At 71.5% G+C, this 22,428-nt stretch carries 24 protein-coding genes; 8 read left to right on the forward strand and 16 right to left on the reverse strand.

All coding sequences use genetic code 11. The features are described 5' to 3' along the window. Window positions 1-177: 177 nt before the first annotated feature. Entirely contained in the window at window positions 178-435 is a 258-nt protein-coding gene (locus ACIQNU_RS33035; RefSeq protein ID WP_401373432.1) for a hypothetical protein, read from the reverse strand. Between the two features lie 553 nt (window positions 436-988). On the opposite strand from ACIQNU_RS33035, the gene ACIQNU_RS33040 reads away from it, so the two are divergent. Further along, on the forward strand, window positions 989-1,222 hold the full coding sequence (locus ACIQNU_RS33040) for a DUF397 domain-containing protein (protein WP_401373434.1): 234 nt from the start codon (window positions 989-991) through the stop codon (window positions 1,220-1,222). Window positions 1,223-1,466: 244 nt separating this feature from the next. Then, complete coding sequence (locus tag ACIQNU_RS33045) at window positions 1,467-2,297, forward strand: SAM-dependent methyltransferase (RefSeq protein ID WP_401373436.1); 831 nt, start codon at window positions 1,467-1,469, stop codon at window positions 2,295-2,297. A gap of 12 nt (window positions 2,298-2,309) precedes the next feature. Here ACIQNU_RS33045 and ACIQNU_RS33050 read toward each other — a convergent pair whose 3' ends face one another. Together ACIQNU_RS33050 and ACIQNU_RS33055 are read right to left on the reverse strand one after the other, a co-directional pair. Continuing rightward, complete coding sequence (locus ACIQNU_RS33050; RefSeq protein WP_401373437.1) at window positions 2,310-3,245, reverse strand: helix-turn-helix domain-containing protein; 936 nt, start codon at window positions 3,243-3,245, stop codon at window positions 2,310-2,312. A gap of 338 nt (window positions 3,246-3,583) precedes the next feature. Next, on the reverse strand, window positions 3,584-4,336 hold the full coding sequence (locus ACIQNU_RS33055) for an SDR family NAD(P)-dependent oxidoreductase (protein WP_401373439.1): 753 nt from the start codon (window positions 4,334-4,336) through the stop codon (window positions 3,584-3,586). 95 nt (window positions 4,337-4,431) lie between these two features. On the opposite strand from ACIQNU_RS33055, the gene ACIQNU_RS33060 reads away from it, so the two are divergent. Continuing rightward, on the forward strand, window positions 4,432-4,764 hold the full coding sequence (locus ACIQNU_RS33060) for a TetR-like C-terminal domain-containing protein (protein WP_401373705.1): 333 nt from the start codon (window positions 4,432-4,434) through the stop codon (window positions 4,762-4,764). 224 nt (window positions 4,765-4,988) lie between these two features. Here ACIQNU_RS33060 and ACIQNU_RS33065 read toward each other — a convergent pair whose 3' ends face one another. From ACIQNU_RS33065 to ACIQNU_RS33090, 6 genes are all read right to left on the reverse strand, one after another. Next, window positions 4,989-5,492, reverse strand: a complete 504-nt coding sequence (locus ACIQNU_RS33065; RefSeq protein ID WP_401373441.1) for a hypothetical protein — start codon at window positions 5,490-5,492, stop codon at window positions 4,989-4,991. After that, window positions 5,489-5,668: a hypothetical protein gene (locus ACIQNU_RS33070; RefSeq protein ID WP_401373443.1), complete on the reverse strand. Its 180-nt coding sequence runs from the start codon at window positions 5,666-5,668 to the stop codon at window positions 5,489-5,491. The genes ACIQNU_RS33065 and ACIQNU_RS33070 overlap by 4 nt, the downstream gene beginning before the upstream one ends. Next, complete coding sequence (locus ACIQNU_RS33075; protein WP_401373445.1) at window positions 5,665-6,081, reverse strand: hypothetical protein; 417 nt, start codon at window positions 6,079-6,081, stop codon at window positions 5,665-5,667. The genes ACIQNU_RS33070 and ACIQNU_RS33075 overlap by 4 nt, the downstream gene beginning before the upstream one ends. Then, window positions 6,078-6,290 (reverse strand): hypothetical protein, encoded by a 213-nt coding sequence (locus ACIQNU_RS33080; protein WP_401373446.1) that lies wholly within the window; start codon window positions 6,288-6,290, stop codon window positions 6,078-6,080. The genes ACIQNU_RS33075 and ACIQNU_RS33080 overlap by 4 nt, the downstream gene beginning before the upstream one ends. A 96-nt stretch (window positions 6,291-6,386) precedes the next feature. Beyond that, the gene (locus ACIQNU_RS33085) at window positions 6,387-7,622 is read right to left on the reverse strand and encodes a multiprotein-bridging factor 1 family protein (RefSeq protein WP_401373447.1); all 1,236 of its coding nucleotides are present in this window, start codon (window positions 7,620-7,622) and stop codon (window positions 6,387-6,389) included. A gap of 114 nt (window positions 7,623-7,736) precedes the next feature. Then, on the reverse strand, window positions 7,737-7,898 hold the full coding sequence (locus tag ACIQNU_RS33090) for a hypothetical protein (RefSeq protein WP_401373448.1): 162 nt from the start codon (window positions 7,896-7,898) through the stop codon (window positions 7,737-7,739). A 133-nt stretch (window positions 7,899-8,031) separates the two neighbouring features. Between ACIQNU_RS33090 and ACIQNU_RS33095 the strand changes: the two genes are divergently transcribed. The 3 genes from ACIQNU_RS33095 to ACIQNU_RS33105 all read left to right on the forward strand — a co-directional run bounded on the left by ACIQNU_RS33095 (window position 8,032) and on the right by ACIQNU_RS33105 (window position 12,387). Next, complete coding sequence (locus tag ACIQNU_RS33095) at window positions 8,032-10,278, forward strand: ATP-binding protein (protein WP_401373449.1); 2,247 nt, start codon at window positions 8,032-8,034, stop codon at window positions 10,276-10,278. Next, a complete protein-coding gene (locus ACIQNU_RS33100; RefSeq protein WP_401373451.1) occupies window positions 10,275-10,919 on the forward strand; it encodes a response regulator in 645 nt (214 codons plus the stop codon). The genes ACIQNU_RS33095 and ACIQNU_RS33100 overlap by 4 nt, the downstream gene beginning before the upstream one ends. Window positions 10,920-11,094: 175 nt before the next feature. Continuing rightward, window positions 11,095-12,387: an alpha/beta hydrolase gene (locus tag ACIQNU_RS33105; RefSeq protein ID WP_401373452.1), complete on the forward strand. Its 1,293-nt coding sequence runs from the start codon at window positions 11,095-11,097 to the stop codon at window positions 12,385-12,387. Window positions 12,388-12,622: 235 nt separating this feature from the next. Here the strand turns inward: ACIQNU_RS33105 and ACIQNU_RS33110 are convergent, their stop codons facing one another. From ACIQNU_RS33110 to ACIQNU_RS33130, 5 genes are all read right to left on the reverse strand, one after another. Next, a complete protein-coding gene (locus ACIQNU_RS33110) occupies window positions 12,623-13,573 on the reverse strand; it encodes an MBL fold metallo-hydrolase (RefSeq protein WP_401373454.1) in 951 nt (316 codons plus the stop codon). Window positions 13,574-13,665: 92 nt separating this feature from the next. Next, window positions 13,666-14,586: a fumarylacetoacetate hydrolase family protein gene (locus ACIQNU_RS33115; protein ID WP_401373455.1), complete on the reverse strand. Its 921-nt coding sequence runs from the start codon at window positions 14,584-14,586 to the stop codon at window positions 13,666-13,668. After that, on the reverse strand, window positions 14,583-15,614 hold the full coding sequence (locus tag ACIQNU_RS33120; protein ID WP_401373456.1) for an amidohydrolase family protein: 1,032 nt from the start codon (window positions 15,612-15,614) through the stop codon (window positions 14,583-14,585). Before ACIQNU_RS33120 ends, ACIQNU_RS33115 begins: the two co-directional genes overlap by 4 nt. 130 nt (window positions 15,615-15,744) lie before the next feature. Then, window positions 15,745-16,737, reverse strand: a complete 993-nt coding sequence (locus ACIQNU_RS33125) for a LysR family transcriptional regulator (RefSeq protein WP_401373458.1) — start codon at window positions 16,735-16,737, stop codon at window positions 15,745-15,747. Between the two features lie 34 nt (window positions 16,738-16,771). Then, complete coding sequence (locus ACIQNU_RS33130) at window positions 16,772-17,392, reverse strand: TetR family transcriptional regulator (RefSeq protein ID WP_401373459.1); 621 nt, start codon at window positions 17,390-17,392, stop codon at window positions 16,772-16,774. Between the two features lie 122 nt (window positions 17,393-17,514). On the opposite strand from ACIQNU_RS33130, the gene ACIQNU_RS33135 reads away from it, so the two are divergent. Further along, complete coding sequence (locus tag ACIQNU_RS33135) at window positions 17,515-19,089, forward strand: aldehyde dehydrogenase family protein (RefSeq protein ID WP_401373460.1); 1,575 nt, start codon at window positions 17,515-17,517, stop codon at window positions 19,087-19,089. On the opposite strand, the gene ACIQNU_RS33140 is transcribed toward ACIQNU_RS33135, so the two are convergent. Then, window positions 19,036-19,956: a helix-turn-helix domain-containing protein gene (locus ACIQNU_RS33140; protein ID WP_401373461.1), complete on the reverse strand. Its 921-nt coding sequence runs from the start codon at window positions 19,954-19,956 to the stop codon at window positions 19,036-19,038. The genes ACIQNU_RS33135 and ACIQNU_RS33140 overlap by 54 nt on opposite strands. Before the next feature lie 194 nt (window positions 19,957-20,150). Between ACIQNU_RS33140 and ACIQNU_RS33145 the strand changes: the two genes are divergently transcribed. Beyond that, window positions 20,151-21,131, forward strand: coding sequence for an aldo/keto reductase (locus ACIQNU_RS33145; RefSeq protein ID WP_401373463.1), 981 nt, complete (start codon window positions 20,151-20,153; stop codon window positions 21,129-21,131). 119 nt (window positions 21,132-21,250) lie between these two features. On the opposite strand, the gene ACIQNU_RS33150 is transcribed toward ACIQNU_RS33145, so the two are convergent. Next, on the reverse strand, window positions 21,251-22,345 hold the full coding sequence (locus tag ACIQNU_RS33150) for an NAD-dependent epimerase/dehydratase family protein (RefSeq protein WP_401373465.1): 1,095 nt from the start codon (window positions 22,343-22,345) through the stop codon (window positions 21,251-21,253). Between the last annotated feature and the right edge of the window lie 83 nt (window positions 22,346-22,428).

Below are 22,428 nucleotides of genomic sequence, written 5' to 3' on the forward strand. Positions count from 1 at the left end.
GGCCCGGCCCGGGCGGGGGGGGGGGGGGGGGGGGGGGGGCGGGGGGCCCCGGGGGGGGGGGGGGCGCCCCGCCGGGGGGGGGGGGGGGGCCCCGCCCGGGGGGGGGGGGGGGGGGGGGGGGGGGGGGGCCGGGGGGGGGGGGGCGGGGCCCCCGGGGGCGCCCCCCCCGCCACGGGTTCACAGATGCCGGTCGCTCGGGCAGTCGCCCGTGAGTTCCGCCGTGCGGTGCCGGCCGAGCCGCAGGGCCACGGCGGCGACCGTGGCGGTGGTCGTCAGCCAGTGCCCCGGCTGTTGCTGGAGCAGGGCGTGGGCGGCGGTGGCGGCGACGAGTTCCAGACACTCGGTGAGACAGGGCAGACAGGCCCGTACGGGACGTGGGGCGCGCGGGCGGGCGCGCCGCGGTTTACGGCGGCGCCGCCAGGGGGATGTGGCCATCGCGATCTCCTAGGGGAGTCGTGGACTCGGGACCCCGGCGGAGGCTGGCAATCCGTAAGCCGGGGTCCTGGTGTCACCCGGCCCTCGTGGCCGAGCGCGATCGACGGTAAACGGAGCGTGGCCGCTTTTCCGGTGGTCCGCGGGCCCTGAGCGGGCGGAACGCGACCGTCGACGCGCCCTACGACAGCGCCGCGCCCTCCCGGAAGACGCCGGTGCGTTCGATTGAGGCAGGCCGGATGCGCCCGCTCGCGCTCCCCCTTTTCCCTGGTGAGAGCCTGCCGTGAGCCTGTTGCGAGCCGAGCGCACTCCGTACGGGCCACCGGTGTACGAATGCCGTTCCGGTGTCGCGGCCGGCCCGCGAACACTGTCCGACAGTGCGATGAACGCGACGGTCCCCAAGACGCATTTGCACACGGCGCAACAGTTGAAATCGAGACAATGTGTGCTCGCGCATGCTTGAGGGGCCTGCTGGGCGGCGATCCTCAAGTCTGTCGGGCCCGGATGCAATTGCATGCGGGCAACGGGGAGTTCGTTCACCGCAGGAGGTTGTCCGGTGAGGAAACCGACGAGTGCGCAGGACCGGGCGCAGGGCGCCGGACGGCGGAACGACGCCGTATGGCGCAAGAGTTCGCACAGCAGCCCCGAAGGGGCGTGCGTGGAGATCGCGGAACCGGCCGACGGGCAGGTCCTGTTCCGCGATTCGAAGAATCCGCGAGGCCCCGTGATGGGCGTTTCCAGGGAGACCGCAGCCGCCTTCACCGTCGCGGTGCGCCGCGGCGCCCTGTGAGGCGACGGCCGACCGCTGCCGGGCGCGCTGTCTGCTTCTGCAACGACGTGCCCGGTGGACACCCCCGGCCCCGACCCGTACCGAAAGGCGGCAGGCGCGCGGACCGGCCGCCGCGCTATGTCGAGAAAGCGTTCAACATTGGACATCGCCGCTGACCGACCAGTAGGCATGGGGATAATGCACATGCATCCCGCTCATGCCTGACGTGCGCGGATGCGTCATTCCGACGCCGGGGAGGGTCACTGTGGGGGAGCAGCCGACACCTGAACGGGACGGCGGCGACGGGGACCTCGGGCAGGACAGACCGCACAGCGCGCGGATGTACGACTACTACCTCGGCGGCAAGACGAACTACGCCGTGGACCGCGAGGCGGCCCGCGAGGTCATCCGGGTGTTCCCCGCGATCGAGACGGTGGCCCGGATCAACCGGGCCTTCATGCACCGCTCCGCGCGCTTCCTCGCCCAGCGGGGCATACGCCAGTTCATCGACGTCGGAACCGGCATCCCCACCTCGCCCAACCTGCACGAAGTGGTGCAGGAGGTCGCCCCCGAGTGCCGTGTGGTGTACGTCGACAACGATCCGATCGTGCTCATCTACGCCGACGAACTGCTCGACGGATCACCGGAGGGCACCACGAGTTACGTCCACGCCGACGCGAGACGGCCGGCCGACGTCCTCGCGGCGGTGAGAGCCGAGGGTGTGCTCGACTTCGACCGCCCGGTCGCCCTCAGCCTGCACGCCCTGCTCCACTTCGTCACCGACGAACAGGAGCCGTACGCCCTGGTCGGCCGGCTCCTGGAACAGCTGCCCCCGGGTTCGTGTCTGAGCCTGTCGCACTGCACGGGCGACTTCGAACCCGAGGCGTGGCAGGCCATCGTGGACACCTACACCCGGCGCGGAACCCCCCTGCGGGTGCGCAGCAAGGCGGAGGTTCAGGGGTTCTTCGACGGTCTGGAACTCTTCGGTCCCGGTCTGGTGGTCGCGCACCGCTGGCGCCCCGAACCGGCGAGCGGCCCGAGCCTGGTGAGCGACGGCCACGCGTCGCTCTATGCGGGGGTTGCCCGCAAGACCTGAGGGGGCGGGGGGTCAGCGGCAGTAGTTGGACGCCAGCAGATCCCGCAGCTTCTGGACCGTCTTGGGGGGTGTCAGTGAGGCGGCGCGCAGCGCGTCGAACGCCCTCTCCCGGCGGTCCACGCTCTCCTCGTCCTGAATGATCAGGCCGCCGTCGAAGCTCTCGGCGTAGGCGACGGTGGGGAGTATGCGTCCCGCGAAGTCGAACAGGGTGGTCGTGCACAGCTCCACGGGCAGGTTGTAGCGGTTCAGCTCGGCGAGCCGGATGACGTACCGCGGGTTGGCGGACAGGTCGATCACGTGCTCGACCTGTCGGCGCATGATCTGCGGCGATCCGACGAGGCGCCGCAGCGCGGCCTCGTCGATGACGCAGATCAGCCGCTTGTCCGTGGCCGCCGCGAACCGGGCCTGGCGCTCCTTGCGGAGCTGGAGCAGCGACTCGTGCCGGCTCCGCGAACCGCGTCCCCGCTCGATCAACGCGCGCGCGTACTCCGGGGTCTGGAGCAGGCCGTGCAGGTGCTGGGACTCGTAGGACCTGATGCGCTGGGCCATGTCCTCGAAGCTGACGACGGCCTGCAAGTAGCGTTGTGCCGCGGTCGACCGCTTCTGGTACCACGTGGGCTGGTTGGCGGTCCTGGCCAGCTCTTCGAGCTGCCGCTGCTCCTCCGGGTCGGAGATCCCGTACAAGGAGAAGAACCCCAGCAGGTCCTGTTCCTTGAACTTGTGCTGGCCCTTCTCGATCCTGCTGATCTTCGACGGGGACGCGCCCAACCGGCGCGCCACCTCTTCCTGCTTCAGGCCGAGCGCCTGACGCCGATGGCGCAGCGCGTTGCCCAGCACCATCCGCGGGGCGGAGGGGGCGGCCTCGTCCTGGAGGTACCGCACCCTGCGGCCCGACTTCTGGCCGTCGCTTTCGCCAGGCTCCTCAGGACCGGCCGGCTGCTGGACCACGTTCTCTCCTTGACTGTCTGCTCGACGACTGTCCGCTCGACTGTCTCTCTCGACTATCTATACGGACAGTGATGCTCTCGGGGCTCATCGTGCAGGAAGACCCGTATCGGGGAGGAACAATCGTAAGAAAGTCCAGTTTTGCGCATGCGGTCGGCCGGAATCCATCTATGGGCGGCGCCTTACCAGGAGTAATGCACCGTGCCCGCCGAGGTCAACGCGGCACGCCCCGCGGTGAGTTGGCGCGCCACCGTCCGAACTCGTACCGGGTCGGCGTCCGACGGAGGGCGGACGAGGGCGCATCGGCAGGCGCATTGCGCCGCGCACGATCGGACGGACAGTCAGGCGTGTGCCGTCAGGGCGGGTTCCGGGAAGGTGACGCCGGTCAGCTCCTCGGAGACGGTCCACAGGCGTCGGGCCGTGGCCGGGTCGGCCCGGCTGTCCTGGGCGATGACCCGGTTGCCGAGCCGGGTGACCAGACGTCGCAGGGCGTTGGCGTCGTGGCCCTGGAGGTTGGTGGCGGCCCAGCCGGGGTGGGCGGCCAGCGCGCGGACGGGCGAGCCCGCCGCGTCGAGCCGCCGCTGGAGTTCCAGCGTGAACAGGAGGTTGGCGAGCTTGGACCGGTTGTAGGCCGCCATGGGCCTGTACTCGCCGGTCAGGTCGAGGTTGTCGAAGTGGATACGGGGGTTGCCGACCCGGTGGGCACTGGACGCGAGGGTCACGACGCGGTCGGTGATGTGGGGCAACAGCAGGTTGGTCAGGGCGAAGTGGCCCAGGTGGTTGGTGCCGAACTGCATCTCGAAGCCGTCCTTGGTACGGGCCTCGGGGATGTTCATGACACCGGCGTTGTTGATGAGCAGGTCCAGGCCGCCGTGCCAGCCGGCGGCGAACTCGCGTACCGAGGAGAGGTCGGCCAGATCGAGCCGACGGACCTCCACGCTCCCCCGCGCATCGCTCCGCACGGACCCCCGCACGGTCGCAGCCGCGGCCTCACAGCGACCGGTGTCCCGCACGGCGAGAACCACATGGGCGCCCGCTCCGGCGAGCGCCGCGACGGGGGCGAGGCCCAGCCCACTGTTGGCACCGGTCACCACGACGGTCCGGCGCGCTCGCGCTCCGCGGGTTCGAGCGGCTGGCCGAGGCCGTCGAGGCGTCGCAGGAAGCGGCCGGGGATGCGTTCGCCGAGCGGCTGGACGCCGCGGCCCGCGCCTACGTGGAGTTCGCCCTGTCCAACGCCGCGCTGCTCGACCTGATGTTCGCGGTCAAGCACAGCCCGCAGGCGTCCCAGGCCCTCGGCACGACCGCCCAGGAGTGGGGCGACCAGCTCCTCGAACTGATCGCCGCGGGCCAGCGCACGGGCGAGGTCCGCGAAGGCCCCCCGGAACGGGTCGCCCTTCCGGCCTTCGCGGCGCTCCACGGCTACGCCACCCTGACGGCGAGCGGCATGCTGCCACCGGAGATGACGGAACACGGACTGGACGACGTGATCGCGTCGATCCTGCGGCAGAGCAGACCGAAGTAGCCGGAGTAGCCGGAGTAGCCGGAGTAGTCGGAGTAGTCGGAGTAGAACGTCACCGCGCGGGGCTGCGGGTGCGCCACTTCGCCATCTCGGTCACCAGTTGGTCGAGGGGCATGACGGGGGTGGACGGTTCCAGGTGGCGGTACTCGGAGTACGGGTTCGCGACGACGCGTTCGCTGCCACGGTCTCCATTCGGTTGGCGAGCGGGGGTCGTAGGTGCCCGGTGCTCACCACGGGCTCTCGCGCCACATGCAGGCCCCGGTGTGGATGAAGCCTCTGTGGGTCGCGCTGGGTCCCGTCCAGACGAGAGGCGCGAAGGTGCCGGCCGTCAGTTCCTGTTCGGTGATGGGGTCGTGGCAGGAGAAGCAGACCGGCCGGCCTTTGTCGGCGGCGGTGCGGGCCCGCAGGAGCGCCGCCTGTCCCGACAGGGCCCCGGCGCAGAGTCGTTCCCCGAGCAGGGCGGCGGTCTCGCACGGCTCGCAGGTGGTCCAGTGGGTGTAGAGGTCCCTGTAGGTGCTCACGACCGCAGCCCGGATCGGGTAGCAGGTCCGACAGGCGTGCGGTGCCCAGCCGGAGAATGCGCGGAGGTCGACGCCAGTGCCGGGGGCGAGTGGACCGGCGCACCACACGCAGGCGCCGCCCTCGTTCTGCTCGGTGGTGAGCAGGCGCATGTGCGGGATTTCGAAGAACTGGACGTCGGCCAGGTCCTGGTCCTCGTCGGCGGTGCTCACCGTCGGGTCTCCCGCAGCGCGCGGCGCAGGGCCGTACCGGGCTCGCATTTCCTCTGGTCCGTGTTGCATTGGGCGCAGGTGATGGTGTGCGTGATGAGGGCTTCGTAGGCGAGGGCGGCGTCCGGGTACATCACCGTGTCGCCGTCCTCGGTAAGGGTGAACAGGCTCCTGGTCATACCCGTGTCCCTACGGCGATCCTGTCGGACCCGGCCAGCTTGGCCATCGCCCGGAGCACGATCGCCAGGCGTCGGTCGCCCAGCGACTCCAGGTTCCAGAAGGTCATGTTGCGGGGGAACCGGACGGCGACGACGTAGCCGAGGAACGCCTTGTCCGCCGGAGTCAGGCCCGGGGCGCGGGAGTAGCGGGCCTCGAACGCCAGCCAGTCGCACGAGACCGTACCGTCGTCGTGCTCGGTGACCAGGAGGCGGCGGACATCCTCACGCGCCAGCAACTCGTCCTCCTCGATGAGCGCGGCCACAGCGATCCGCTCGCAGTGGGGCTGGTCCCGCACCCACACGGCCAGTTGGCCGGTCAATAGGGGCGGGCTGTCCGCCGGAGGCGCCGCTACTGCCGGCTGAGGCTGTGTCACTGGACTGCCTCCGGGCGGCGGCGCAGCGCGGCGACCAGGCTGCCGAGCAAGCTCTCGCCCTCGGTCCGTGACAGCACCAGTTCGCTGTCGCCCTGGTACTCGTCGACGGAGTACAGGGCGATGGGCACGCGGACCTCGCCGGTGCCGTGGTCGACAGTCGGCGGTTCATCGCGGCGTGTGGACGCGTGCCATCGCAGGCGTGGGCTCATGGGTTCCCCCTTGGTGGTCTCAGCGGGAGAGTCACCGTAGAGCCGTGCGCAAGCGGAAAGGGGGACAGATTGTCCCCCTTTCCCAAACTGTCCCTGTTACCCGGCAGTCATAACGCCTACTGCCTCAGCGAGTTGACCCGCCTCTTTACGCATTGCACGGGGTGCGGACCGCCACAGGTCCGCAGCGATGGCGCGGGCGGACGGGGTGTAGGCGACGGTCTCCGCACCGATCTCGTGAGCCAGCTTCATCACGTGCAGGGCGGCCGTGCGGTCGCCGCGCTGGAGGTGCCCGCGCGCGACTTCCACCCACAGACGGGCCCGCCGTTCCCGACTCGGCATGATGTCGGGGTCGATGTCATCGGCGAGGCCGAGCGCCTTGCTGCTCTTGCGCAAGTCCGTCGCGACGCTCACGGCGTGGAAGTCCACGTTGGCCCTGCCGAAGACGGTGCTGGGGTGAATGTAGGAGGCGGGCAGGGACTTCGCGACCTGGTCGCCCTTGCCCCAGTACCGCCACGCGTCGCCCTCCCGGCCCTCCCGCGCGGCCGTTACCGCGGCATGGAGTTGGAGGGCGCCGTACACGCCGTGCCAGTCGTCAGGTGCGTTGTCCAGGTGCGGGCGGATCAGTTCGGCTGCCTCCGTCACCACGCGCAGCGCCTCATCCGGATAGGCCGTCTCCCGCAGGATGTTGCCCAAGTTCCATGCCGAGGCCGCTATGGCCGCGGGCTGGTCGGCGTCCTGCGCTGCCGACAGCGCCCGATCCGCCACAACCCACGCCAGCTCTGCGGGAGCCACGAACGCAGTGGCCTGACCCGTGAGGCGACAGATGTCGGAGAGAGTGCCGAGCGCGGCCCGCCGTTGGTCGCCGTCAAGGGCGCGCACTGCGGCTTCTGCGTCGCTGATCAGCTCGGGCAGCAGAGCCCCGACCTCGGTGCGGTTACGGGGCGAGCTGTGCCAGAGGCGCCAAGTCTGATCGGCCCTGCCTTGAAGCAGGACGGGGTCAACGGGTCCGGTCGCCGGGGTGGTCGCGAAGCTACGGTTCATGACAGCAGACCAGATCGCGGGCAGGCCCGGGTGACTGAGGCGTCCGAGCGGCACGGTCACCGTCGCTCCGTCGTTACGGCCCGTCAGGACCGCCAGGTCCGAGATCTGGAGCGCGGCGGCGAGTCGCAGAAGAAGCGTGTGGTTGCTCAGTTCCCGCTCGCCGCTCTCGATCTTCTTGAGCCAGTCGGGGCCCCGGCCGCAGAGCTGGGCAAGGACAGGGCGGGACATGCCGCGTGACTCTCGTAGGGCCCGGATGCGTTCGCCTGTGCTGAGGTCGTCTGGGATGTCCACGCGTGCCCCCTTGTGTGGCGGTGCCGTCTTCGCCAGCGTACGGCGACGGTCAATGCCCTGGGCATGACGAAGACCCCCTCTCGCACGGTGCGGGAAGGGGCCCGAGTGTCGGCGTCAGTATCGGGCGAGCTGGTACCGGTACAGGTGGGACGCGACGACAGTCGCGGCCATGACGCCCCACGCGATCCACCAGCCCTGTGCGGGCTGCACGGCGGCGAGGACGATTCCTCCGCCCGCGACGCCCATCACGTCGCTGTACTTGAGGATCGGATGCACGGTGGGTCTCCTTCCTGTCTGGGTTCTTTCTGGTGGGCGGTGCTGTGGTCTGAGAGACCGTGACCCCGGAGGGGGGTCGGTAGTCTGCGGGCATGCGGTGTCCTGTGCCGCGGGTCCGGTCCCGGTGGTTTCGGTGGGCGACGCGGTCACCTCGCGGGAGCGCGTGCCCGTATGGGTTGCGGCGGTGAGCCTGACCGTGGCCGCCGCCGTCGTGGCCTTCCTCGTGCTGTACGCCCTCGCGCTGCGGCGTACCGCCGGGCTCGCCGTCGCGGGATCGGCCGTCGCCGTCGCCGCGGCCACCGCGACGGGCGCCGCTGCCGGACTGCGCCCGTGGAACGTCGTGGGCACGGCGCTGGTCGCGGCCGGCGCCGCGGCCGTGGCCTGGGTGCTGGGCAGATCGCAGCGGCGGCGCCGGGCCGAACGAGCCGCCCTGGCCGCGTACCGCAGCGGCGCCGCGGCCATTCCGCGGTTCGCCGCGCTCGCCGAGCGGGACCGGCTCGCCGTAGAACTGCACGACGTGGCCGCGCACCGGCTCACCGCGGTCGTCGTCTCCGCCGCGGCGGCCCAGCGGCTCACCGACCCGGACCTGACCGCCGACGCCCTCCGGCACGCGGCGGACGCGGGCCGGAAGGCCATGGCGGAGCTGGACCGCCTGGCGGACCGGGGCGAAGGTGCGGGCGGCTTCGCCGCAGGCGTCTCACTCGCCGATGTCGCCGCGCTGGCCGCCGAGTACGGCGCCGAACTGCACGAGACCACCGACGCCGGACCGGACGCCCCCGCCGCGACGGCCGCGGTCGCGTACCGCGTGGTCCGCGAAGCGCTGACAAACGCGGCCCGCTACGCCCGTGGCGCGGCCGTACGCGTCACCCTCGGCAGCCGCCCCGGAATCCTCACGGTCACCGTGACGGACGGCGGCGGCTCCGCCGCGGAACCGGACCTCGGCACCGGCCACGGCTTGACCGGACTGCGCGGCACGGTCGCCGCGGCCGGCGGCACGCTCTCCTACGGGCCGACGTCCCGTGGCTGGACCGTCCACGCCGAACTCCCCTTGCCCGAAGAGCCGTCGTCGGCGGAGGGCGTACGCCGCCGGGTCCGGTGGTCGCGTCCTCCGGCGGTACCGGCGGTACGCGGACGCCCGCTGCTGCCCGCGTACCCTTCCGCCGGCACCCGCAGCCCGCGCCGCCACCCCCTCTGGCGCGGGCCCACCGCCCTCGACTGGGCCTTGGTCGTGCTTGCCGTAGCGCTCTCGCTCGGTGCGGGCCTGCTCTCCGACGACGTGCCCGATTCGTGGCGCGGTGTGCTGTCCGGCCTCCCCTTCGTCCTCCTGTCCGTCCTGCACGCCGTGCCGCTCGGCTGGCGGTCGCGAGCGCCCGGGGCGGGGCTGACCGCGGTGCTGTCGGCGCTGGTGCTGTGGTGGGGCTGCGACCAGGCCGGCTGGACGCAGCCGCCGGTCAGCGACATCTTCCTCGTCTACTGGTGGGTCGAGCTGACCTTCGCGTACAGCGCCGGCGCGTATCTGCCCGTGCGCGGCGGCGCCCTGGCCCCCGTCGCGGTGGCCGCGACCGGCGGGCTGGCCCTCGCCGACGGCAGCGGCATCACCGGCAGCCGGGCGGCGGCCTGGGCGGCGCTGACCGTGCTGCTGGCCGTCCCCGCCTTCGCGCTGTGGGGGCTGGGAGTACGTACCGCCCTGCGGCGTGAGCGCGGCCGGGCCGCCGCGGCCCGCAGCCGCGAACTGCTCGAACGGGATGCCGACGCCGCCGTACGCGACCAGCGCCGCGTCATCGCCGCGGGCCTGCTGCGCACCGCGCACCGGCACGCGTGCGACGTGGTCGCCGCCGCCGACGCGGGACGGCTCGACACCGTCCTCGCCGCGGCACGGGCCGGCCTGGCCGCGCTCAGGGAACTGCTCGCGGAGCTGCACGGCGAGGACGACGGCGGCACGGACGGCGACAGCAAAGGCGCTGACAGCAAAGGCAGTGACAGTAAGGGCGCTGACAGCAAAGGCGGTGACAGTAAGGACGGTGACAGTGAAGGTCAGGGCAGCGGTGGCGGCGCCGAACCGCCGCCCACGGTCGCCGGCATCTCCGCGCTGGCCGTTCGCCACGGTGCCACCGTCACCTACCAGGGGCCGCGTACCGCCGAACCCGTTGTCGTGGGTGTGGCCGCGTACCGTATCGCCGCGATGCTGCTGGCCGAGGGCGTCGCCCTGACCGTGCGGTGCGGCGCCTCGGGCGTCGAGGTGTCGGGACCGCTGCCGCTGGCGCCGGGCACGCGGCGGCAGGTACGGGCGGTGGCCGACGCCCTGGGCGGTACGCTCACCCGGACCGACGACGCGGTACGCGTGTGGCTGCCGGAGGTGTTCCCATCACGATCACGGTGACCGTCGCCGATGACCAGGCGGTCGTACGCGCCGGAATCGTCGCGATCCTCGACGCCGAACCCGGTCTGTCCGTCGTCGGGCAGGCGGCCGACGGTGAGTCCGCCGTCGCGCGCGTGCTCGAACTGCGGCCGGACGTCGCCCTGATGGACATCAGGATGCCGGGCGGCGGCGGACTGGCCGCCACCGCCCGGATCACCGCCGACGCCCCCGGCACCCGTGTCGTCGTCCTGACCACCTTCGACCTCGACGAGTACGTCTTCGCCGCGCTGCGCGCCGGAGCCGTCGGCTTCCTGCTCAAGGACGCGGAGCCGGAGCGCGTGGTCGACGCGGTGCGCGTCGCCGCCCGCGGTGCCGCGCTGCTCGACCCCGTGGTGACCCGGCGGCTGATCGAGCGGTACGCCACAGGACACGTCCCCGCCGACGCCACCCGGCTGCGGCAGCTCACCCCGCGCGAGACCGAGGTCCTGCGGTACGTGGCCCGCGGGCTGGCCAACGCCGAGATCGCCGCCGAACTCGGCCTCAGCCCGGCCACCGTCAAGGACCACGTCTCGGTGGTCCTCGCCAAACTCCGCGTCCGCGACCGCGTCCAGGCGACGATCGCCGCGTACGAGACCGGTCTCGTACGCCCCGGGATCGGCTGAGGCGGCCAGGGATGGCGAACGAGGTGCGAACGAGGTCGTGACGGGGGGGCGACCGGGGTGGTGACCCCCGCCGTGCGGCGGGGGTCACCACCCCCTCCACCAGCGGATATCGCCGCCTGCCGGTCGTCCGGCGGCCTGACGACCGGGCCCCGCATCGGCGCCTAGCCTCGCGGCCATGGCACTCAGCAACGGCAGGATTCCCTCGCCCGGTCCGCTTCCCCCGCTCGTCCGCCGCATATGCGGCGGCCTCCTGCTCGCCGTCACCGTGGCGCTGACACCGGCAGCCGCGGCGGCCGGCTTCGTCGCGGCGGCGTTCGCGACCGCGAGCGTCCCGCTGCTCGCGGTCGCCGGTCTGGCCGCCGCATCGGCGGTCGCCGCACTGCTCGGCCGGGCGGCGTTCGGCCTGCTCGGCAAGGGCGGCATGCGGGCCACGGCCGCCCTCACCGGCGTCCTGCTCCTCGGCGTCACGGCCCTCGCGGCCACCACCGTCTTCCACCCGATGCCGGCCCCGGCCGCGGGCCCGGTCCCGTCCGACGTCCGCTTCTGGAACCTGCCGACCGGCTCCCGTATCGCCTACGTTCACGCGCCCGCCACCGGCACGCCCCGGCCGACCCCCGTCATCTTCCTGCACGGCGGCCCCGGCACCCCGGCGGAGGGCATCCCCGCCGGCGGGCGGGAACTGGCCGCCGACGGTTTCGACGTCTACTCGTACGACCAGGTCGGCGCGGGCCGTTCCACCCGGCTCTCGGACGCCACCGGCTACACCGTCGCCCGCCAGGTCGCCGACCTCGACGCGATCCGCCGACGCCTCGGCGCGGACCGGATCATCCTCGTCGGCCAGTCGTGGGGCGGCTCGCTGGCAGCCCAGTACTTGCGGGCGCACGCCTCGCACGTGGCGAAGGCTGTCTTCACCTCGCCGGGCGCCCTGTGGGGGCGGGAGTATCCGGGGTCCAAGGCCGGTGAGCCCTGGGACGACCTGACGCCGGCCCAGCGCACCCGGCGCGACGACCTGGAAAGCCGGCCCCGCCTGATCGCCGCGAGCGTGCTCCTCGGCGTCAACCCGCGCGCCGCGCACGCCCTGGTCGGCGACCGCGAACTCGACCACTGGATGCACGAGGTGGCTCTGCTCGGCAAGGACAGCGCCTCGTGCGCGGGAGCGGCGCCCACAAAGGCGCACGACAACCCGCAGGGCTTCTACGGCAACCAGATGACCGTCAAGGACTTCGAACAGCTCCCCGACCCGCGTCCCGTACTGCGCACGGTGCACGTCCCGTCGCTGATCCTGCGCGGCCAGTGCGACTTCATCAAAGCCGAGGTCACCCAGGAGTACCGCCAGACCCTGCCGGACTCCCGGCTGGTCAACGTCCAGGGCGCGGGCCACGGCATCGCGCATGCGCGACCGCGCCTGTACACCGCGCTCCTGCGAGCCTTCCTGTCGAACGAGCCCCTCCCGGCACCGGCGTCCTGAGGGCAGACGCCAAGGGCGTCGGGGGCGCCGCCTTCGGCATCGTGCTGGAGTCCGTCGGCGGCGACCCCGGGCCCAGCGCGACCCACAAGCTCCGCCCCGGCGGCCGGTTCCAGTCCTGGCCACGATGACAGAACACGGCCTGGACGACGTGATCGCGTCGATCCTGCGGCAGAGCAGGCCGGAGTAGCCGGAGTAGTCGAGTAGCCGGACTAGCCGGACTAGCCGGACCAGAACGTCACCGCGCGGGGCTGCGGGTGCGCCACTTCGCCATCTCGGTCACCAGTTGGTCGAGGGGCATGACGGGGGTGGACGGTTCCAGGTGGCGGTACTCGGAGTACAGGTTCGCGACGACGCGTTCGCTGCCGTCGAGAGCGGCGAAGGGGCCCAGGTCGACGCGGTGTGCGGCCTCGGTCCACGGTTGCCCGGCCGCGTGGCTCTCGGCGGCGTACCGGCCGATGAAGCGCAGGTAGTCCTGGACCTCTCTGATTCCGGAGACGTCGGTCACGGGGCCGTGCCCGGGGACGACCGTCTCCGGTTCCAGGGCGATCATCCGGTCGCAGGCGGCGCTCCATGAATGCGCCGGTCCGGCCCACATGACGGGTGTTCCCTGGATGAAGAGAAGGTCCCCGGCGAAGAGGACCCGACTGTCCGGCACCCATGCGATCACGTCACCGGCGGTGTGCGCGGGGCCGAGGTCGAGGAGGTCGACCCGGCGCCCCCCGACCTCCACGGTCAGGTGGTTCTCGACGGTGACGGTCGCGCCCCGGAGCTGGATGCCGTCATGACTGAAGGGCCCGAAGGCTTCCCGCAGATACGCGGCGACCTCGGGGTCCGTCTGTGCCGCCGTCAGCTCGGCGTAGACGCCTGGCGCGAAGGCGTGCAGTTCCTCGTTGAAGTGAGGGCCCGCGTAGATGTGGGTGTCCGGCGGGACGAGTTGGTTGCCGTAGCAGTGATCGCCGTTGGCATGGGTGTTGACCAGATGCCTGATCGGTGCGGAGCGGGTCAGCGGCTCCAGTCCGTCCAGCATCTCGCGGGTGAGGGCGAGATCGAAGAGGGTGTCGACCAGCATTCCCTCGCCGTCTCCGGCGATGAAGCCGGCGTTGCTCCATCCCCAGGAGCCGTCGGGAAGGAGCCACGCGGACACGCCGTCGGCGAGCGCGTGCAGGCCCTTGGTGTACGGGGGCATGGAAAGCCTTCCTGTAGTGGGTGTCGCCTGGTACGGGTGTCGCCTGTTACGGGTGTCGCCTGTTACGGGTGCCGGTGGCTGGTGTACCGCCGTCAGTGGCCGGTCGACAGGCGGTGTACCTCGGGACCGGGGACGACGCGGTTCTCGATGGCGCCCAGTTGCTCGCTGCGGAGGCCGACGGTGTCGCCCGCCTTCAGCCATCCCCGGTACTCGCCGGGTGAGGTGTCGACATGTTCCAGGAGGCACCCGCCCGGGATGGTGCCCGAGCCGATGACGTCGCCGGGGCGCAGCGGGGTGCCGCGTGAGATGTACGAGAGGAGTTCGGCGAAGGACCAGTCCATGTCGCGGCTGGATCCGTGGGCGATCTCTGTGCCGTTGACAAAGGCGCGCAACTCGATGTCCGCCGGGTCGAGTTCGTCGGGGGTGACCAGGTAGGGGCCGAGGGTCAGTGCGCCGTCCTTGCCCTTGGCCTGTCCGATCCCCTGGGCGATGTCGCGGAGTTGCAGATCGCGGGCGGTCCAGTCGCAGAAGAGGGTGTAGCCGGCGACATGGTCCATGGCCCGCTCCGGTGACAGGTCACGGCCGGGGCGGCCGATGACGACCCCGATCTCGGCCTCGAAGTCGAACCACTTCGCGCCGGGGGACACCGGCACGTCGTCCCGCCCGCCGAAGAGCGTGGCGGGGTTGGCGAAGTAGAACGCCGGCACCTGGTCCCACACTTCGGGCAGCTCGCCCGGGTTGCCGATGGCGCGCAGACACCCTCGTACGTGATCCAGGAAGCACGCGCCGTCACGCACCGAGCCGGGGCGGGGTACGGCGGGCCGGAGGGTGACCTCACCGATGTCGGCGGCCACTCCGCCGCGGTGCGCTTCGCGGGCGGCCTCGGCCAGGACGCCGGGGCCCAGGCCGATCAGGTCCTGGATGCCGAGGCCGGTGTCCAGGGCGAACAGTTCACGGCCCACGAGGACGCCGGTGCGGGTGGAGCCGTTCCAGTCGTACGTCGCCCACTTCACGGGATCAGCCCCAGCCGTGCGGCGTTGCCACCGGCCACGCTGTCCCGCTGCTCCGGCGAGAGCCCGGCGGCGGTCAGACGTGCCGGCGGATCGGTGACGCCCATGTCGTACGGGTAGTCGGAGCCGAGCAGGACCTGACCCGCGCCGACGGTGTCGACGAGGTGCCGCAGCGCGTGCGGGGTGTAGACGAGCGAGTCGAAGAAGATCTCGCTGAGGTACGCGCTCGGCGGGCGCTCGCATGTACGGGCGTCGGCGCGCTCACGCCAGGCGTGCTCCGCCCGGCCCATGTAGACCGGCAGATAGCCACCACCGTGGGCGGCCAGGATCCGGAGCCGGGGATGGCGGTCGAAAACCCCGGAGAAGATCAGGTGGCTGAGGGCGATCGTGTGCTCAAGGGGCTGGCCGATCACGTTGTACAGGTACCAATGGTCGAGTCGGCCGTCGACCGTGCAGCCCAGCGGGTGCAGGAACACCAGCGCGTCCAACTCCTCCGCGCGGGCCCACAGCGGGGCGAGCGCGGGGTGGGACAGGTCGATGCGCCCCTCACCGTTCGGCCGCCCCTCGCCGTACGGCGCGAACGAGGAGATCTCGATGCCCTTGAGTCCGCAGGTGAGGACCGCGTGCTCCAGCGCCTCGACCGCGAGCGCCGGGTGTTGCAGCGGGGCGACCCCGAGACCGGTCAGCCGGCCGCCCGCCTGTGCGCACAGCGCCGCGATGCCCTCGTTCGTGGCGGTGAAGATCTCGCGGGCGAGCGAGGGTTCGGCCCAGTAGTAGTACTGGGACGGGCTGGGCGAGACGAGTTGCGCGTCGACCGACGCCGCGTCCATCGCTTTGATCCGGGTGTCGAGGTCCGTCAGGGACCTGTGCGCGTCCTGGGACATCCGGAGGGTGATCCGCACCGAGTCCTGACCCATGAGCCGGGCCTGCGCCTCCTGTTCCCGCTGCTTGCGGCCATCGCCGTCCACGAGCGGCTCCACACTCGGCACCAGTGCGTGCGCGTGTACGTCCGTCACAGTCACGGGTGTCATGGATCCGGGTGTCATGGATACGGGAGTCATGACGTCACCCCTTTCCGTCGCTGTCGTGTCGCCGTAAACGGTCGATCACGCGACGACACCGGCGGAAGACGAATCTGCCGATGCGGCGTATAGAGCGGGGCTATGCGCTGCCCTCGGTGTACGGGCGACCCGGCGCCATCGATTCGGCGAGGTCGAATCCGGGGACGTCGGCCGCCACCCGCACGGCGGCGCGCCGCAGCATGGCGCGCAGCCAGCGGTGCCCCCGGTCGTGGGCGAGATGGGGGTGCCACCAGAACGCCTGCACGACCTCGCCGACGGGGAACGGTGGCGCGAAGACGCGCAGGCCGTAGAGGTGCCGGGCGCGTTCGGCGAGGGAGCGGTGGACCAGCGCGACGCGGTCCGTTCCCTCGATGAAGGCCGGCACCACGGAGAACGTCGCCACGGTGGCCACGGCACGGGGAGCGATCCCGGCGTACCGGAGCTGACGCATCACGATCGACATCCCCGCATCCGCTGTCGCGGAGAACCGGTCGGCGTACACGACCCACGGCAGGGCGGCCAGGACCGCCGGGTCGGCGGCCTCACCGACCTTCGGATTGTCACGGCTGGTGACGCACCGCCACTCGGTGCGCAGCAGATCCAGGTGCGGGGGCCCGCTCAGCACTCCGTGGGGTGCCAGCATCCCGTCCACGTTCCGCAGACCCTCCAGCGGTTCGCGTGGTTCCCAGCCGCGGGGAATCTCGAACCGGACAGCGGCGAGCGGGGCGGCCTCGCTCACCAGCCGGCTGAGCGCCGGGCCCATGGTCTCAAGCCAGAAGTCGCTTGCCAGCAGCCGGAATTCGCGGCGCGAGGTGGCGGGGGCGAAGGCCGTCCGGTGGACGAAGACCCCTTCGAGACCGACGATCACCCCTGCCACCGCGGGCCGCAGGTCCTCGGCCAGCGCGGTCAGCTCGTACCGGCTGCCACGGCGCCGCAGCAGCTCATCGCCGAAGTGCCGGCGCAGTCGGGCCAGCGCGGCGGACATGGAGGGCTGGCTCACCGCCAGCTCGTCGGCCGCTCCAGAGACGCTGCGGTGCGACAGCAGTGCGTCCAGGTGGATCAGCAGGTTGAGATTGAGGCTGCGCAGCTCCACGGAACCCCACTCCTTTCCCCTCCCGTCACTCCCGTCACTCGCGCGCGGCCGTGTCCGGTGCGCGCGGGGCGGCGATCTGTCGTGCGGCCTGCATGACGGCGTCCCGTCGGTGCGCGCGTGAGTCCCGGGCTCCCGCGTCTTCGGCGGACAGCATGCGGGCCATCTGCGGGACGGCCGACCAGTTGCCGGCCAGGGAGATGAGCAGGAACACCAGATGTGCCGGTGCGACGGAATCGTCGACCAGACCGGCCTTCTGGGCCGCCTCGACGGCCCGGGTCTTGCCGGTGTACAGGTCGGTGCGGGCCGCTTCGTCCCGTACACCGCCGGTATCGGCCAGCCCTTCCCACAGCACCAGGCGGGCCGCTTCCGGGTGGTCCTGCTGGTAGTCGAAGGCCTGCCCGGCGAACTGGGCCAGGTCCTCCGCGCAGGTCACGTGCTGGAGCGGGACGTCGGCGGCGAGGCGGTCCAGCTCGCTGCGGATGACGGTCGCGAACAGCGCCTCCTTGTCGCCGAAGTAGTTGTACACGCGCTCCCGGTTGACCCCCGCGCCCTTGGCGATCCTGTCGATCGTCGTGCCCGAGGGCCCGTACCGCGCGAACTCGGCCAGCGCCGCCTCGTGAATCCTGCGCTTCGTTCCTTCGACGTCCCAAGCCATGCCCCGAGCGTATCCCAACACCAGCGTTGCAGTTGGAGATCTGCGGGCGTACAGTCGGATCCAGGCGAAGCCAACACGAGTGTTGGAAATTCCGGTACGGAAGAGACGCCAGGAGGAGAGCCATGACCACGACCGACGAAAACCAGAAGCCCGCCCACGACAACGCCCACGACCGCGACCACGATCACGCCCCCGTCTCCGCTCCCGCCCCCGCCCCCGACATCGGCGAGAGCGTCCGGACGACCCGCTCCCGCTGGTCGTCGGAGCGGGACGAGGACCGGTTCACCGTCGAGGATCCGGCCACCGGCCGCGCGCTGACGGTGGTGCAGGGGAGCGGCGAAGCCGAGGTCGACCGCGCGGTACGCGCCGCCCACGAGGGCTTCCTCTCCTGGAGCCGCCGTACCCCCGCCGAGCGCGGCCGGCTGCTCCAGGACGTCGCGCGGGAGATCCGGTCGTACGCCGATGAACTCGCCGAGCTGGAGTCGCGCGAGAACGGCAAGCCCCGTGGCCAGGCCCAGTTCGACCTGGAAGCCTGCATCGCCTGCTTCGAACTCTTCGCCGGACTCACCCACGACCTGCCCGGCTCCGTGCGGGACAGCGGCTACGCGCTGGATGTGACCTCGCTCCAGCCCTTCGGGGTGATCGGCGGCATCATTCCCTTCAACTGGCCGCCGATCCATACGGCCGGGAAGACCGCCCCGGCGCTCGCGGCCGGGAACGCCGTCGTACTGAAGCCGCCGGAGCAGGCCCCGCTGACCGTCATGCGGCTGGCCGAGATCATCCAGTCGGTTTTGCCCGACGACGTGGTCCACACGGTGCCGGGCAAGGGCTCCGTGGGCGCCGCCCTGGCGGGCCACCCCCTGGTGCGCAAGCTGTCCTTCACGGGCGCCCCCACCACCGGCGCCGCCGTCCTCAGGACGGCCGCGGACAACCTGACCCCCACCCTGATGGAGCTGGGCGGCAAGAACCCCCTGGTGATCTTCGAGGACGCCGACCTGGACGCCGCCGTCGCCGGTGCCGTCGAGGGCGGCTTCTTCAACCAGGGCGAGGCCTGCACGGCCGCCTCCCGCCTGCTGGTCCACCGCTCGGTGCACGACGAGGTCGTGGACCGTCTCGCCCGTGCGGTCGCCGAACTCCGGGTGGGCCGGGGCCTGGACGCGACCACCCACGTCGGCCCGCTCGTCACGCGGGCGCAGCAGCGACGCGTCCTGGACTACATCGACATCGGCGTCAGGGAAGGCGCCAAGATCACCGCGCAGGCCCAGCTACCGGCGGACCCCGACCTCGCGGGCGGCTTCTACGTGGCCCCGACCCTCTTCACCGGCGTACGCCCGGACATGCGTATCGCGAAGGAGGAGATCTTCGGCCCGGTGGTCTCCGTGATCCCGTTCGCGGACGAGTCCGAGGCCGTCGAGATCGCGAACGGCACCGACTTCGGGCTGGTCGCGGGCGTCTACACCGCCGACAGCGCGCGGGCCCTGCGCGTCAGCCGGGGCATCGAGGCGGGCATCGTCTTCGTCAACAACTACAACCGGGCCATGATGGGGTCGCCGTTCGGCGGCACGAAGCACAGCGGCTACGGCCGCGAGCACGCCGCCGAAACCCTCAGGGAGTTCGGCTACAGCAAGACCGTCAGGCTGCCCTCAGGACTCAGGCCGATCCCGCGCTGGACCGCGGTCGACGAGGTCCTCACCTGACACCACACCCTTGCCGTCCCCGTCGACGGTCGCGGCCCAACTGGCCAGCAGCCTCAGGGCGTCGCAGGTGGGTGTGGCGGGTTCGGCGCTGTAGGCCATGATCGTCAGCCCGGTGTCGGCGGGGAGTTCCAGGGCCTCGTACGCGAGGGTGAGTTCGCCGACGACGGGATGGCGGAGTTGTTTGGTGCCGGCGCGGTGCTGGAGGACGTTGTGGGTGGCCCAGCGGGTGCGGAACAGATCGCTCCGGGTGGAGAGTTCCCCGACCAGCTCGGTCAGGGCTCTGTCGTGGGGGTCGCGTCCGGCTTCGGCGCGCAGGATCGCGACGGTGCCGGCGGCCATGCGTTCCCAGTCGACGTAGAAGTCGGTCGCCGCGGGGTCCAGGAACATGAAGCGGGCCCCGTTGGGCGGCCGGCGCGGGGTCGCGAGGATCGGGCTGAGGAGGGCTCTGCCGAGTTGGTTGGTGGCCAGGATGTCCAGACGGCGGTTGCGTACGTAGGCCGGGGTGGTGGACATGGAGTCCAGGATGCGCTGGACGCTGGGGCGCACCTGGGGCCTGGGGGTGCGCGGGGGTGTCCGTGTGCCGGCGTTGGCGGCGGCGGCCAGGTCGAACAGGTGGGCCCGTTCGGCCTCGTCGAGGTGGAGGGCGCGGGAGAGGGCTTCGAGAACGCTGTCGGAGACGCCGCGCGCGTTGCCGCGTTCGAGCTTGATGTAGTAATCGGCGCTGACGCCGGCCAGGAGCGCGACCTCCTCGCGGCGCAGACCGGGCACCCGGCGGTTTCCGCCGACGACGGGGAGACCGGCTTGTTCGGGGGTGATTCCGGCGCGGCGGGACGTGAGGAAGTCGCGGAACTCGGAGCGGGCGTCCATGCCGTCCACGATAGGTCCGCCCACCGTCCACGACAGGTCCGTTTCCGCGCGCGTGAGGGGGCCTGGCAGTACCTGCAACAGCAGGAACTCCCTGGTGGGAGGCCATGCGCGGCATTTCGTGCCACGGTGGGGAGGGAAGGCAGCCGCCTTCTGGACCCCGTACGCACGTCCGCGTCACCGAGGAGCAGTGAGCGATGGAGTACACGCGATTGGGCACGTCAGGGCTCAAGATCAGCCGGATCGCCCTGGGCTGTATGAGCTTCGGCGACCCCGCCGAGAGGACGAGCTGGGCGCTCGACGACGTCGCGGCCGAGCCGGTCTTCCGCCAGGCCGTCGAGCTGGGCATCACGTTCTGGGACACCGCGAACATCTACGGCCTGGGCACATCGGAGGAGATCGTCGGGCGGGCGCTGCGCAAGTACACCCGGCGTGAGGACATCGTCCTGGCGACCAAGTTGTGGGCGCCGATGCACGAGGGTCCGGGCGGGGCGGGTCTGTCCCGCAAGGCCGTCATGGAGCAGATCGACGCCTCGCTGCGACGCCTGGACACCGACTTCGTCGACCTCTACCAGATCCACCGCTTCGACCCGGAGACGCCGGTCGAGGAGACGATGGAGGCGCTGCACGACGTGGTCAAGGCGGGCAAGGTCCGCTACATCGGTGCCTCGTCGATGTGGGCCTGGCAGTTCGCCACCATGCAGCATGCCGCGCAGGCCAACGGCTGGACCCGGTTCGTCTCCATGCAGGACCAGTACAGCCTGGTCCACCGCGAGGAGGAACGCGAGATGTTCGGCCTGCTCGCCCACCAGGGCGTGGGCAGCATCCCGTGGAGCCCGCTGGGCGGCGGCCTGGTCACACGCCCCTGGGGCGAACGCTCCACACAGCGCGCGGAGCTGAACCGGACCGTCGACCAGCAGGACCGGCCGATCTTCCTCGACAGCGACCGCGCCATCGTCGAGGCCGTCCAGCGCATCGCCCAGGCCCGCGGAGTGTCGATGGCGCAGATCGCGATGGCCTGGGTCCTGAAGAACCCGGTGGTCTCGGCCCCGATCGTGGGCGCGACCAAGCCGCACCACCTCGCCGACGCCGTCGCCGCGCTGGACATCGAACTCACCACGGAGGAGATCGACGCCCTCGAAGCCCCGTACGTCATCCGCCGCCCCACGTTCTTCTGACGCCGCCACGTTCTTCTGACCCCGCCACGGCAAGGCGGACCTGGGCGGCGCCCGGCCTCACCGGAGCCGGCCGGGACGGAGCCTGCCCCTTCGAACCGCGGCACGGGCACGGCTCCGATTCACCGGCGCTGCCCGGAAGACGTGGCGGTGCCGTTCCCCGGCAGGGTGACGGCGCCCAGCCGGATCAGGCTCTCCGCGGTTGCCACGATGGTGTCGCTGACGTCCAGGGGCTCCCAGCCAAGGACGGAGCGGGCCTTCTCGTTGCTGATGTCGGGGATCCTCCCCTCCAGAACGGCGGCGTCCCGCAGCGCGGGCTCGGTCTTCGCGGCCTCGCGTACCTGCTCGATGGTCAGTTCGGCGGCGGGCAGTCGGTCGGCCGCAGCGGGGAAGTGCTCGCGAAGGATGTTCGCGATGATGAAAAGGCTCGACGATCCGCTGTTGGCGAGGAACCGCTCGCCCGCGGCCCTCGGGTGCAGCATCGCGCGCAGATGCAGGTCCACGACGTCACGCACATCGACGACGCCGAAGTTCCAGACCGGCACCGCGGACATCTCCCCGGCCATCAGCGCCTTGATGAGTCCGATCGAACCGGAGGGCCGGTCCACGAGTTGGGGGCCGAAGATGCCGGTGGGGTTGACGACCGCCAGCTCGATGCCGCCGTTGGTCCGGACGTAGTCCCACGCCGCCGCCTCGGCCAGCACCTTCGACTTGTGGTAGGCGGGGAGTCCCGGGGTGTCCGGGTCGGTCCAGTCCGTCTCCGTGTAGTGGTCGTCGGGCGTCAGGGTGTAGCCGACCGCGGCGAAGGAGGACGTCATGACGACCCTCGGGATCCCGGCGCCGCGAGCAGCCGCGATCACCCGCAGCGCACCGTCGCGGGCGGGGAGGACGACCTCGTCCTCCGTCTCGGGCGGGGTGGGCGGGAAGGGCGACGCGTGGTGCAGGACGTGCGCGATCCCGTCCATGGCCTGTACCCAGCCGTCGTCGGCGCTGAGGTCCGCCACCGCGAACTCCAGCAGGTCCGCCGGATCGACCCCGGCCTGCTGGAGCGCCGCCAGCACTTGAGCCTCCTGTGCGGGGCTGCGGACCACCACTCGGATGCGATGGCCCTCGCGCAGCAGGCGGACGGCCGTGTGGCTGCCGACGAAACCGCTGCCACCGGTGACCAGGACCCTCTCCTCTTCGGGAAAGGAGACGGTGAAGTCTTGTCTGCTCATTCTTCGGTCCTGCTCATTCTTCCGTCCTGCCTCACCACCGTCGCACGGACCACAACGGCCCACCACCGCGACCGCCACCGCCA

Source organism: Streptomyces sp. NPDC091292 (assembly GCF_044757265.1).
Lineage (GTDB): Bacteria > Actinomycetota > Actinomycetes > Streptomycetales > Streptomycetaceae > Streptomyces.

Coding starts and splice junctions, on each gene's coding strand:
- ACIQNU_RS33035 (WP_401373432.1), bottom strand. CDS start 435: ATGGCCACATCCCCCTGGCGGCGCCGCCGTAAACCGCGGCGCGCCCGC.
- ACIQNU_RS33070 (WP_401373443.1), bottom strand. CDS start 5,668: ATGACCAGGAGCCTGTTCACCCTTACCGAGGACGGCGACACGGTGATG.
- ACIQNU_RS33080 (WP_401373446.1), bottom strand. CDS start 6,290: ATGAGCCCACGCCTGCGATGGCACGCGTCCACACGCCGCGATGAACCG.
- ACIQNU_RS33105 (WP_401373452.1), top strand. CDS start 11,095: ATGGCACTCAGCAACGGCAGGATTCCCTCGCCCGGTCCGCTTCCCCCG.
- ACIQNU_RS33110 (WP_401373454.1), bottom strand. CDS start 13,573: ATGCCCCCGTACACCAAGGGCCTGCACGCGCTCGCCGACGGCGTGTCC.
- ACIQNU_RS33120 (WP_401373456.1), bottom strand. CDS start 15,614: ATGACACCCGTGACTGTGACGGACGTACACGCGCACGCACTGGTGCCG.
- ACIQNU_RS33130 (WP_401373459.1), bottom strand. CDS start 17,392: ATGGCTTGGGACGTCGAAGGAACGAAGCGCAGGATTCACGAGGCGGCG.
- ACIQNU_RS33135 (WP_401373460.1), top strand. CDS start 17,515: ATGACCACGACCGACGAAAACCAGAAGCCCGCCCACGACAACGCCCAC.
- ACIQNU_RS33140 (WP_401373461.1), bottom strand. CDS start 19,956: ATGGACGCCCGCTCCGAGTTCCGCGACTTCCTCACGTCCCGCCGCGCC.
- ACIQNU_RS33145 (WP_401373463.1), top strand. CDS start 20,151: ATGGAGTACACGCGATTGGGCACGTCAGGGCTCAAGATCAGCCGGATC.
- ACIQNU_RS33150 (WP_401373465.1), bottom strand. CDS start 22,345: ATGAGCAGACAAGACTTCACCGTCTCCTTTCCCGAAGAGGAGAGGGTC.